This is a genomic window from Aliirhizobium wenxiniae (assembly GCF_019511445.1).
In the GTDB taxonomy this organism is placed as follows: Bacteria; Pseudomonadota; Alphaproteobacteria; order Rhizobiales; family Rhizobiaceae; genus Neorhizobium; species Neorhizobium wenxiniae_A.
The window spans coordinates 102021-113008 of record NZ_JAEUAN010000022.1 but is presented as its reverse complement, the minus strand read 5'-3'; the positions used below and the strand labels follow the sequence as shown (position 1 = coordinate 113008).

Sequence of the window (10988 nt, the reverse complement as noted above, 5' to 3'; positions counted from 1 at the left end):
AAACGAAATCAATCACCCCTGACAGCAACCAGGCTGGCGGAAATCGATCGAGCCCGCTGTCCGCGACTTAGCGAAATGCTTGTCCGCGACTTGCTGAAATCGCTGTCCCGATTCATCGAAATCCGCAACCGGACTAAAGCAGAACCTCCTGGGCATAAGCAAACGCGGCAACAACTACCTTCGACGATTGATCATTCATGGCGCAAGGTCATGCATGCTGCATCTCGATCGCGGTAAAGATCGCCTTGGCGTCTGGATCGATGCCTTACGGCTCAGGATGCATGTGGACAAGGTGACCGTTGCTCTAGCCGCTAAATTGGCGCGCATCGTGTGGGTCGTATTGACCAAACCTGGCGCCACGTACATGCGCCAAATTGCAGCTTAACCCCCCATCGCTTCTCTGGCCATCACGGCCAGACAGATTGCGAGGTTCGAGGGTGATGACGAAACAGTTGATCGGCATTCTGTAAATCCTGTCCGAAAGCGGGCCTCGTGCCCGAAGAAGCTATTGGGAAACAGGATGTGCGCATCTCATCAGGGCCTGGCTGCAACAGCAGTCCACTCGCGAGAGGCCGGATACATTTACGCAAACTGCAATCGTCAGAACCTAAAATCCTTGCAATGACAGGGCGGACCATACATTTCGGCGGATGACGTCCTGAAGCATCTCGCGATCCAATGTCAGATCGGCGACGATCTTCTTGAGCCTGGAATTCTCATCTTCCAAAGCCTTTAATCGGCGCATCTCGTCGGGCAGCAGCCCGGCGTACTTCTTGCGCCAATTGAAATAGGTCGCCTGGCTGATGCCCGCCTTGCGGCAAATCTCTGCCACCGGCACTCCGTCATCGCCCTGCTTCAGAATGAACGCCTTCTGGGCGTCCGAAAACTTCGATGCCTTCATCGCTTCCGCTCCTGTTCCCAGCCGGGAGTTTAACGCGGAAAACTCCAGTTATGAACGATCCAGTTTTTGGGGATCAGAGCACCTTGTGTCCGTGGTCCACGCCCTCTTGCTCAGCACCGTTTATCGAGGGCGCGCCCAGATGGGCAACGCGCAGAGCGTGTTGCAACTCAACCTCACCCATGAGCGGCTAGAAGGTTCGTTTAAACGCCCCGACGAAAACAAGGCGCTCGAAGGCTGGGAGAGCTTGAAGGAAAACTTTGGTCACATGCTCCCCGGCGACACGAACGACTTGTGGATTTGGCTGATGGATCAGCAGCGCGATCAGCTTTTGAACCTGATGGCCTTTGCCGCTGCCCACTCCGTTAACGCCGTCGAACTGAAATATTCGGGCGACCGGAAACAGGCTTTCGCCTATGCCGACCAGCTTGGCCAAGCTCTCAATGTGAACATGGGCGACTAGTTCACCCCGACCGTCGAGAGCTATTTCAGCCACATAAATCGCCAGAGCATCGGCGCGGCGGTGGCCGAGGTTTGCGGAACTGACTTTGCCGAGGGCGTTTCCAGCATGAAGAAGGCCGACGCCGCCGAGTTTGCCGTGAAGTCCATCAAAGGCAGTGATGGCTCCCGCCATATATTCGGATCGCCACGACCACCGAAGTACATTGCGACGACGATCAACAGTTCCCTGCGGCGGCCGAATAGTCGACCGCGCAGTCCCGGCCACGTTGCTCCTTTACGTGGCCGGGTCCCCCTTCGCTAGGGTATCGGCCTTGCAACGCGACCCGGCCTTGACCACATGTTGTAGTGTTGGCATTATGGACAACATGAATGCGCAGAAGATAACCGAACACCGCAGCGTTGAAGACGATGGCAGCATCATCCAGTTTGTCATCTGGAAAGTACCAACGCCAGTCCCGCCGACAGAGCATGGGTTCAAATACCGGATGGTCTATGTTCGCGAAGGCCACCGGGTAGTCGGCTTCGACAACGAGCGCGGCAAAGGTGACCATATACATTTGGACGGTGAGGAATATCCTTACAGGTTCACCACACTGGATCAGCTTATCGAGGACTTTATGTCCGAGATCGAAAAACGGAGGCAGTCATGAGAACTCTAACGATCACGACAAATCCAGATTGGAAGTCTGCCCTGCGTGCTGCTGGGCAACGGGCGTCGAAGGGGATCGCCACTGGCGAGTACCAAGGTGAAACTTTGAATTTCGAGACGCCGGGTTCATTCTTTTCCCGGCTGACGGAAAACCGCTGGCAGTTGCTCAACGAGCTGTTGGGCAGTGGCACGGTCGGAGTTCGTGAGCTAGCCCGCAGGCTAGGCCGGGATGTGAAGCGTGTTCACGCAGACGCCGCCGTTCTGGTGGAGCTTGGGCTGATCGAGAAAGACGAGAATGGTGCGCTCGCCTGCCCTTTCGGTAACATTCATGTTGATATGGTGATGACCCAGACCAAGCGCGTGGCATGAGGTTGAACGGATTTGCGAACTAGGGGAGCCCATGCCCCTCCCCTCGTGCTCCCCTTCCCGCCACCTCAGCAGGGAGACGAAGCGCTGGCGAGGATATGCAAAAAGGGATATTATAATATCCTCGAAAGGATATGCTTCCATGCCGCTTTATGTGAAAGACCCGGAAGTCGACAAGCTGACGGCGGAACTCGTCGCTCTTACGAAGACGAGCAAGGTGGATGCCGTGAAGGACGCGCTTAAGGAGGCGATCGCCAGCCGTAAGGCTAGATTGCCGATTCGTGAGCGTCTTGCCAAGACCCTTGCAATGGCAGAGGCCGCTGGCCCGTTTCATCCCGGCGATCACAAGCAGGAAACCGATGAAATGTGGGGCGAGGAAGACTGATGCTGTTTATTGACGCCTCGGTGGCCGTCGCGATCATTACCAGGGAAGCCGATGCGATAGCTCTGATGGACCGATTGGAGAGGGAAGGCGGCCCATTCTACGTCTCGGCCGTGATGAGGCTTGAGGCCACGCTTTCCGTCGCTCGGCGGCTTGCGGGTAAGGACAATCCGACGACACCGGAAATGTTCTCGACTGCGCGCCGTCTTGTCGAGCAATTCATATTCGACCTCGGGGCCCGCGAGGTGCCGGTATCTGGCGACATAGGCACCAAGGCGGTCGAGGCCGCGGAGCAATTTGGAAAGATCGTGAACCATGCGGCCAAGCTGAACCTTGGTGACTGCTTTAGCTACGCATGTGCGAGGGCCTATCGCACGAAGGTCGCCTATAAAGGCGACGACTTCATCCACACCGACATTGGTTGGCAAACGCATTGATTGAACTAATAGGATTCAAACGACCGCGCAGGATCGTGATTTATATGGCTCGCTAGCCGAGCCCGACTGCAGACGACTTGCAGAGGCACCACCGCATCTGGCTATATAACTGGAAATATCAGGAGGGTCCGATGGTCAGCTCCCAGACACGCGCAATTCAGAACTATAGAAGCCGCTTAAGCGACCGCGGCCTCGCTCGTTTTGAGGTACTTGGGCGTGATAGATCGCGGTCTAATTAGACTACTTGCGCGCAAATTGGCAGAAGATGGCCCGGAAGCAGCCAATCTGCGTACTGTTGTCAGCGAAACGCTTGCCGGAGAGCCGCCTAAAAAGGGTGGTATTCTCGCGGCTCTCCGCCGGTCGCCGATGGTCGGAGCCGATCTCGATACAACCCGTTCACGCGAGGAAGGTCGAGCGATAGATCTGTGATGCGCTACTTGCTCGACACCAAAACCTGAGAAATATCACCAAATCAGAGCCTTCGACGTCACTGATGACATGGATGGCAGAACAAGCCGACGATGATTTGTGCATCGCTTCGCTTACCGTCGCCTAGATAAAACGAGGAATACTTGAGAAGCCGGCGGGAAAGACGCGAGCCGCCCTCGAAGCCTGGTTTGCAGGCAATGAAGGCCCGCAATCGCTCTTTGCTGGTCGCATCCTTCCGTTCGATGAAAAAGGCAGCTCTGATCTGGGGCGAGCTAATGGCACACGGAAAGGCGACCGGCCGCCGTCGGAGTGCCTTGAGCATGATCGTAGCTGCCATTGCGCAATCCAACAGCTGCATCGTTGTCACCGACAATGAGCGAGATTTTCAGAGGATCGACATTATCAATCCCCATCGTGCGACCGTAATCTAAGTCAGTCGTCAGGATTTAAAGCTCTTGACTGGATCAGAACCAACGAACGAGTTGGCACCTATTCATGATTTTCTGGTGGATACCCTTGCAGGACGATTCTAGCGGTGCGAAGCCGGCCTACTCAGCGCATGTTCCAAGGATTGGCATCATCGCCTTGACGTGCCCATCGATGCGTTCCAGCACTTTGTGGGGAACATAAGCCCGTTCTGGTAAGGACCACCAAAACCTGTCGACCTGGCCCACAATTTCGGTCACCGCTCTGAGGACTGCAGCTTCGGGCAATTGTGCCCGATTGGCAAATGCTTTCCATCTCTGGGCATTCATCGCCTTGAATGAGCGCTCGCCAGCAAGCGACAGCGCCATTGCGTCAGCTGGAATATACGGGATTGTTGAGAGTACGTCGTAAACTGGGGCGATCGCTGGTTTGTCGCCCACACCACCGTAGGTCACGGAGCAGTTTTTGAGATGCATATCGCCGTTACCAGTCATGACGGCGAAAGCCAGCCGTCGTACGAATTCGAGCGAGGTCGCCGTTGAGACGGCGATTGCGAGCGCTTTGGCGATGTCATGATACGCCGCCCCTTCGTATTTTCGGGAAGGATAGATACCAAATACCTGGGCGAAATCCTCCATGTGGATACGCTCACCGTTGGCCTCACGATCGAACCGCTTGACCAACAGGACTTTGCCATCTGACAGCGTCGCAAATTCTTCCGGAATGCCCTCAAAATCGGATTGTTCGACGAGTTCGCGCTCCGGCACGTCCATCCCGATGGCTTCGGCCAAGGCGAGTTGAGCGTATTCGTTCTCGGAGACGCCGGGGAAAGATGTCGAGGGGAACTTGGCAATGTACGAACCCTGCTCGTCGCCGAGCGGGATGGTCAGCCCTCCACCCTTGCCTGTGTTCTTGATGACAGAGAGCTTCATCTGGACACCTGCCAGAGAAAACCGGGCTTTTGGTCTGGGGCGCGAACGCGCATCGACAGAAGCAACGGCGCCTACGCTCGGCGCGACACGAACGGCTCCGGGCAGATCCGAACCAAGCGCGACAAGGAGATCGAAGTCGTTTCCGGCCCGGACACTGCCTGCGTGGTGCTTCTCCATCGCTTCGCGCAGCTTGTCTTCCGGCAGAAGATTGGCAAAGAACGCAGGCAGTGCTCTGGCTACTGGCTTCGGATCTTTGCGGAGACCACCGGTGGCTGAACGAAAAGACAGGCTGAGCACAGGGAACCCGCCAGTGGCACGATAGCTGTCCTCGAAGCTGAATGCGGTAAAGTCGCCAGGGGTCCTGACGATCGTCCCAATTTTCAGACCATTTAGGAATACCTCGAGAGACGAAATAGACTCCGGATGAACCGGAACATCAGTCATGATCGTCGCTCTCCGGGCTGACAGCAAAGGCTGGTAGATCATCATCGTCATCATGAGGCTTTAGGAGAGCATTGACTGCCGGGGCGATCGCTTTCGGAATGAGAATGAGCTCCAGACCAAGCGCGCGCGCGATGTTTATCAATGTCGTAACGCGGGCAGCAGCGCTCCCGACCTCGATTTCGCGATACCTCGGGCGCGAGATGCCCGCCATATCGGCAACCTGCTCCTGTGTGAGTTGAAGATCCTTGCGGGCCGCCTTTAATAGGCTACCAATTTCCAAGAGAGGATTTGACATATCGTCGACACCGATACCCAGACAGATCATTTTCTGTTAAAAGAAATGTGCGCGGCTCTTTTGTCAAGTATTCGGATTTCAAATTGATCTGTTTACATATCTCTTAGTCCAGAATGAGCCCCAAGGGATCACTATCGCGAGGCGCTAACCACTGTAGTTGAGTCCTAGTCCGCACAGCGACAGGTATGATTTTACTAAAATGCGATACCCTATTTCCGCTCGCCCTAGGCGTTGGCGCCGAGAGAAACCATAATGTCGTAGGTGGGACGCAGGCGCGTCAGCTTGGGGAGGAGGGGTCACGGCTGGTTGTTTCAACGGGCGCAGATACCGGCTGTAATAGAGTTCCAGGAATTTCGAGCGGAATGCGGGAAGCTGACCTTGACGGGGCACTGGCCCGAGCAGACCTTGCACGACCAGCATCGATGCAGCCTACAACTCGACCACGTTCTACGAAGCTTGGCGGACCGTTATTCAACGCTACGGGATAGCGGTGCAATCAAGGGCTTGCTGCCGCCTGGCCCGCATAACTTGCAGGTAATCCTTGCGACGCAAATTTTGAAGCAAACCGGCTCATACGAGCAGGCGAGTTTGCCATTCAGGAGACGCCCGATGTCGTGCAACAGCACTACGGTCGCTTTCTACCGCAAGACAAGGCTGCGTTGGCAGCCAAAATCCTTAGTCAAGTTGGGAAGCTGCGTAAAATCGCATGAGATGCTCGGCTCGGATGTAAACCACGGCCTACTTTCGAGCCGCACTCGTTGTTTCAATCTTGAAGAGAATCGAACCAGCGCCCTGCAATTCTTAAGGCTTAAGGCGACCCGAGGATTAATAACTTCAATCCGGCTGCCTCGAACGGGCTGGTATGTCACGGGCATAGAAGCAATTCCGAAACGAAGTTCGGCAATTGAGATCGCTTAGATGAAGAGCGTCTCGATTGCCTGTGCATACAACCAAGTCAGCACAATGATATCAGTGGGCTGGCTTCCAAGGCTCAGAAATTACATTAGTGTCTAGCAAGATCATTCGAAAGTCATCGGTTCTGCCGGCGTCTTGTCGCGCTGTTGTTGCAGCGCTTAAACATCGCTGTCTGACAATTCGGCGTCACAGTCGATGGAAGCGAGCAATGATCCGAGCTTTACGCGTCTAGTTGGGCGGACCGCGGCTTCAAGAATGTCACGAATTTCGGCTTCAGTGCCACGTCCGTGGTGAGCTGCTCGTGCATGCAACGCTCGATGGGTTTCACCAGAGATGTTTCGAATGGTGACCGCTGCCATGACCGTAATCCTATTAGTCGTCTCGCTGCGCTATCAATGCAACCAAAATGATGTCGCTCTTCAAGCTGCGCTGCGAGGAGGAACTAAGACCTCATTTTGAAATTACTGCCGGAAAACGGACCACCGACCCGCAATCATTTTCTTTTGAAAGCTCTGTATTCCACGATTATTGCGGTGGGTCGGATCCATAATCGCAGAGCCTTCCGCCTGCAGATATCAGATCCTCAACGGTATCAACGTCTTTCAACGCAGCATTCCCAAGGTCGATCATCCTAACCGAAGCCTTTTGTTGTTGAAGCATCTCTTTGGCTCCATGGTCGCCATCCAGCTTGCGCACATGGCTGAACAATGCGGATGGCACTATAACCGGGTGTCCGGGCGTTTTCCCGTCGGAGCCGCGCACGATCACGTCTTGGCTCGATTGAAACGCGGCTAAGAGCTTGTTGATATGAGCCGTGGTGATCTTTGGCATATCGGCAAGCATGACCAGAATCCCACCAAAATCTGCGAGAAACTCATGTCTAAAACCCCAGGCTAGCGATGTGCCCATCCCCTGCAGGAAATTTGGGTTGTACGTGGTAAAGAGCGGCAGACCATGTAGCGCCATTCCCACCTCGGACCATCGGTGTCCAGTCACGACAACCACAGACCCAAGGTCAGAACGTAGCATCGTCTCCGCGGATTTCCGCACTAGCGGAATACGATCGAACTCGGCCAGAAGCTTGTGACAACCTTCCGGCATCCGGCTCGATCGACCCGCCGCCAAAAGCAAACCGCCAACAGTTTTCATCGCTACTCCTACTCCTCGTCAGCCACCGTCATGGAAATGTCTCCAGCCGAGCAGCAGCGATATCAGCCAGAACAGAAAGGGCGAGAGACGTCGAATCTCTTGTCGGGCCGAACAAACCAATGGGTGCTTTAATCCGATCAAAGGCTTCTGAAGAAACGCCATTCGATTTGAGGCGATCGATGCGCCGCCGATGCGTGCGCGTGCTCCCAAGAGCGCCGATGTAGAAAGCGGGGGACGTAAGAGCCTTGCTCAAGAGGTCTTCCTCGTGGTCGAGGTCGTGATGTAACAGTACCACCGCTGTAAACGCATCTATAGCCGTCGCCTGCGATAAGGAGCGCGAGCCCACAAGTGTTAGGTCGTAACCTGACGCTTCCACCAGACGACGCACAGCCTCCGCCTCCCCCGTTTGGCCGGAGATCACGACACGTGTGACAGGCCGATAAACGCAGATGAAATCCTTGCCGCGCCATCCCGATCGAACGGGGACCTGGTCGAAGCGCACAAGACTCTCCGTATCCGGGCTGTAACTCAAGGCCAACGACTTACGCCCAGCCAACTCGCCCAAAACGTCCTTCAGCACATTCGTATCGCGCAAGACATGAATAGCGATAGTGATGCCGCCGCCACAGGGTAGAGCAATGTCGAAGAACGGCGAACCTTCTCCGAATTTGACGATGCGATCACGATCCTCGGCGATCGCCTCCAGAGCCTCTGCTGCTACGGCGGCTTCAACGCAGCCGCCTGACAGATAGCCGCAATACCGGCCATCGGATGCAACGGCGACATGGGCGCCAAGAGCACGCGCAGCCCCGCCTCGTATCTCCACCAGTGTTGCAAGAGCAGCTCTACCTAACTGCGAGGCCTCGATAGCAAAGCCAAGGATATCAGCTTGATTATCGACGGAACTGACCCGGACGGGGCTTGGCATCAAGTTTATCGGGGCATCTTTCAAGTCGGATCCTCGGAAGAACGGGCGGTGGCCATGTGAGGCTAACTCATACGATCATGCTACGTTGGGCAGTTCGTCGATTAGCTTGTCGAGCGTGATCGGGTAATGTCGAACGCGAATGCCGGTTGCGTTGTAGATCGCGTTGGCGATGGCGGCGGAGACACCGCATAACCCGAGTTCGCCCACTCCCTTTGCCTTCATCGGCGATGAGTATGGGTCTGTCTCATCCATGAAAATCACTTCCTGATGCGGAATATCCGCGTGGACAGGAACCTCATAGCCTGCGAGATCGTGATTGACGAAGAACCCATGTCGGGTATCGACCGCAAGCTCTTCCGACAATGCACCACCCGCGCCCATCGTCATTGCACCGATGACCTGGCTGCGGGCGGTGATTGGATTGAGGATGCGGCCGGCTGCGCAGACGGCCAGCATGCGACGGATACGCGTCTCACCGGTGGCGACATCAACGCCGACCTCGACGAAATGTCCGCCAAAGGTTGATTGCTGGTGCGTCTTGGTAAGCTCTCCCCACTCGATGGTATCTTCGCCAACAAGGCCGTCTACGCCTGCGGCTTCGGCCAGACGGACAACCCGGTTGCCGGACTTGACCTCACCATCCTCGAACAGAACGTCGGCCGAATTGAACCCAAGCTTGCTGGCGATTGCCTCGCGAAGCTTGACGCATGCGGCGTAAACGCCGGAGGTTGCAGAATTGGCACCGAATTGACCGCCGGATCCCGCCGAGACGGGAAATCTTGAATCACCAAGCTGGACAGCCACCCTATCGACACCGACGCCCATCATCTCGGCGGCGGTCTGGGCGATGATTGTGTAACTGCCGGTGCCGATATCCGTCATGTCGGTCTCGACTGTGACGATACCATCCTTATCAAGCTTCACCCGCGCGCCGGACGGCATGACGAGGTTGTTGCGGAACGCAGCCGCGACCCCCATGCCAATCATCCAGTTTCCCTCGCGCCGTGTCGCAGGATTTTTCCGCTGGTCCCAACCGAACTTTTCGGCACCAAGTTTCAGACAGCCGATGAGATCGCGATGAGAAAATGGACGCTCCGGGTTTTCCGGATCGACCAAGGTATCATTCTTGATGCGAAACTCGATCGGATCCATGCCGAGTTTTTCCGACATCTCATCGATGGCGATTTCGAGCGCCATCAAGCCGGGAGCCTCGCCTGGCGCACGCATGGCATTGCCCTCCGGCAGATCAAGCGTCGCCAGCTTCATGGCGGTCATCCGGTTTTCACCAGCATAAAGCAGACGCGTCTGCATTACCGCCGTCTCCGGCCCGCCACCCGGCAGATCGCCTGACCAACTTTCGTGCCCAATCGCCGTGATCTTGCCGTCACGTTCGGCGCCGATGCGAATGCGCTGAATCGTGGCTGGACGGTGGGTCGTGTTGTTCGAGATCATCGGACGCGGGAGCGCGACCTTGACCGGCCGTCCGACCGCGTTGGCGGCAAATGCTGCCAGCACCGCATCGACGCGCAGAAACAGTTTGCCACCGAAGCCGCCGCCGATGAACGGTGACATCAGATGCACCTTTTCCTTATCCATGCCGAGCGTGATGGCGAAATCCGAACGCCACCAGTCAATCATCTGACTGGACGTCCAGACCGTGACCTCATCGCCGTCCCATGCAGCAATAGATGCATGCGGCTCCATCATCGCATGCGACTGATCCGGGGTGGTGTATTCGGCATCCAACGTCACGGCGGCTGTAGAAAAAGCCGCCTCGAAATCCCCAACCGAGCTCTCCGGCTCGGTCGAAGGATCAGGCGTTTTAGCATTGGCCATCTCAGCCCTGAGATCGAATGCGCCCTTTTCCGGCACATAGTCGACCTTGAGCAGTGCGGCTGCAGCACGCGCCTGCTCGAATGTTTCTGCAACAACGACGGCGACTACCTGATGGTAGTGTTGAATCACACTGCCGCCGAACAGATTGGCGGTGTTCAGCTTGCCCTTTTGCAGGTTGCCGACATCGAGCGCGGTGACGATGCCGAGAACGCCGGGTGCCTTCTTGGCGGCAGCACTGTCGATCGATGTGATCTGTCCTTTCGCAATGGCGGAGCCGACCGGATAGCCGTAGGCATAGGGCAGGTTGGGATCGTGCCACTCGTAGGCATATCTCGCGCGACCCGTGGTCTTCAGCTCGCCGTCGATCCTTTGAACGGGCTTGCCAACGACCTTGAGCTGGTCGATCGGATTGGTCGTTGCTGGTTTTTCGAACTGCATGA

General features: G+C 56.1%; 12 protein-coding genes and 6 pseudogenes. 9 read left to right on the top strand and 9 right to left on the bottom strand.

All coding sequences use genetic code 11. The annotated features are described in order from the left end of the window. Window positions 1-124: 124 nt before the first annotated feature. Window positions 125-385 (top strand): annotated as a pseudogene (locus tag JNB91_RS31480) (IS110 family transposase); the annotation flags it as partial. A 258-nt stretch (window positions 386-643) separates the two neighbouring features. Here JNB91_RS31480 and JNB91_RS23765 read toward each other — a convergent pair. Then, window positions 644-901 (bottom strand): annotated as a pseudogene (locus tag JNB91_RS23765) (transposase); the annotation flags it as partial. Here JNB91_RS23765 and JNB91_RS23760 point away from each other — a divergent pair. Further along, entirely contained in the window at window positions 861-1361 is a 501-nt protein-coding gene (locus JNB91_RS23760; RefSeq protein WP_220327963.1) for a hypothetical protein, read from the top strand. The pseudogene JNB91_RS23765 and the gene JNB91_RS23760 sit on opposite strands and share 41 nt — an antisense overlap. 20 nt (window positions 1362-1381) lie before the next feature. Here the strand turns inward: JNB91_RS23760 and JNB91_RS23755 are convergent, their stop codons facing one another. Further along, on the bottom strand, window positions 1382-1579 hold the full coding sequence (locus JNB91_RS23755; RefSeq protein WP_220327953.1) for a hypothetical protein: 198 nt from the start codon (window positions 1577-1579) through the stop codon (window positions 1382-1384). A gap of 146 nt (window positions 1580-1725) precedes the next feature. On the opposite strand from JNB91_RS23755, the gene JNB91_RS23750 reads away from it, so the two are divergent. The 6 genes and pseudogenes from JNB91_RS23750 to JNB91_RS30900 all read left to right on the top strand — a co-directional run bounded on the left by JNB91_RS23750 (window position 1726) and on the right by JNB91_RS30900 (window position 4054). Further along, window positions 1726-2010 (top strand): toxin-antitoxin system TumE family protein, encoded by a 285-nt coding sequence (locus tag JNB91_RS23750; RefSeq protein ID WP_220327952.1) that lies wholly within the window; start codon window positions 1726-1728, stop codon window positions 2008-2010. After that, window positions 2007-2378, top strand: a complete 372-nt coding sequence (locus JNB91_RS23745) for an HVO_A0114 family putative DNA-binding protein (RefSeq protein WP_220327951.1) — start codon at window positions 2007-2009, stop codon at window positions 2376-2378. Before JNB91_RS23750 ends, JNB91_RS23745 begins: the two co-directional genes overlap by 4 nt. 139 nt (window positions 2379-2517) lie before the next feature. Continuing rightward, window positions 2518-2760 (top strand): type II toxin-antitoxin system VapB family antitoxin, encoded by a 243-nt coding sequence (locus tag JNB91_RS23740; RefSeq protein WP_220327950.1) that lies wholly within the window; start codon window positions 2518-2520, stop codon window positions 2758-2760. Continuing rightward, window positions 2760-3194, top strand: coding sequence for a type II toxin-antitoxin system VapC family toxin (locus tag JNB91_RS23735; RefSeq protein WP_220327949.1), 435 nt, complete (start codon window positions 2760-2762; stop codon window positions 3192-3194). The genes JNB91_RS23740 and JNB91_RS23735 overlap by 1 nt, the downstream gene beginning before the upstream one ends. Window positions 3195-3325: 131 nt before the next feature. Then, window positions 3326-3623 (top strand): annotated as a pseudogene (locus JNB91_RS30905) (hypothetical protein). Further along, window positions 3623-4054, top strand: a pseudogene (locus JNB91_RS30900) (PIN domain-containing protein). The pseudogenes JNB91_RS30905 and JNB91_RS30900 overlap by 1 nt, the downstream one beginning before the upstream one ends. Before the next feature lie 117 nt (window positions 4055-4171). Here JNB91_RS30900 and JNB91_RS23725 read toward each other — a convergent pair. The 3 genes and pseudogenes from JNB91_RS23725 to JNB91_RS31745 all read right to left on the bottom strand — a co-directional run. Continuing rightward, window positions 4172-5425, bottom strand: coding sequence for a type II toxin-antitoxin system HipA family toxin (locus tag JNB91_RS23725; RefSeq protein WP_220327947.1), 1254 nt, complete (start codon window positions 5423-5425; stop codon window positions 4172-4174). Next, window positions 5418-5720: a helix-turn-helix domain-containing protein gene (locus tag JNB91_RS23720; RefSeq protein ID WP_223218349.1), complete on the bottom strand. Its 303-nt coding sequence runs from the start codon at window positions 5718-5720 to the stop codon at window positions 5418-5420. Before JNB91_RS23720 ends, JNB91_RS23725 begins: the two co-directional genes overlap by 8 nt. Window positions 5721-5953: 233 nt before the next feature. Continuing rightward, window positions 5954-6139: pseudogene (locus JNB91_RS31745) on the bottom strand (hypothetical protein); the annotation flags it as partial. Between JNB91_RS31745 and JNB91_RS30895 the strand changes: the two are divergent. Continuing rightward, window positions 6130-6420 (top strand): annotated as a pseudogene (locus JNB91_RS30895) (hypothetical protein); the annotation flags it as partial. The pseudogenes JNB91_RS31745 and JNB91_RS30895 sit on opposite strands and share 10 nt — an antisense overlap. A gap of 373 nt (window positions 6421-6793) precedes the next feature. On the opposite strand, the gene JNB91_RS30890 reads toward JNB91_RS30895, so the two are convergent. The 4 genes from JNB91_RS30890 to paoC all read right to left on the bottom strand — a co-directional run bounded on the left by JNB91_RS30890 (window position 6794) and on the right by paoC (window position 10986). Then, a complete protein-coding gene (locus JNB91_RS30890; RefSeq protein ID WP_223218348.1) occupies window positions 6794-6994 on the bottom strand; it encodes a FitA-like ribbon-helix-helix domain-containing protein in 201 nt (66 codons plus the stop codon). A gap of 166 nt (window positions 6995-7160) precedes the next feature. Continuing rightward, window positions 7161-7784 carry a nucleotidyltransferase family protein gene (locus JNB91_RS23715; RefSeq protein ID WP_220327945.1) on the bottom strand — a complete coding sequence of 208 codons (624 nt, stop codon included), beginning with the start codon at window positions 7782-7784 and terminating at the stop codon, window positions 7161-7163. A 28-nt stretch (window positions 7785-7812) separates the two neighbouring features. Next, window positions 7813-8712, bottom strand: coding sequence for an XdhC family protein (locus JNB91_RS23710; RefSeq protein ID WP_220327962.1), 900 nt, complete (start codon window positions 8710-8712; stop codon window positions 7813-7815). Window positions 8713-8787: 75 nt separating this feature from the next. Next, window positions 8788-10986, bottom strand: a complete 2199-nt coding sequence (paoC, locus tag JNB91_RS23705; RefSeq protein WP_220327944.1) for an aldehyde oxidoreductase molybdenum-binding subunit PaoC — start codon at window positions 10984-10986, stop codon at window positions 8788-8790. Window positions 10987-10988 lie beyond the last annotated feature (2 nt).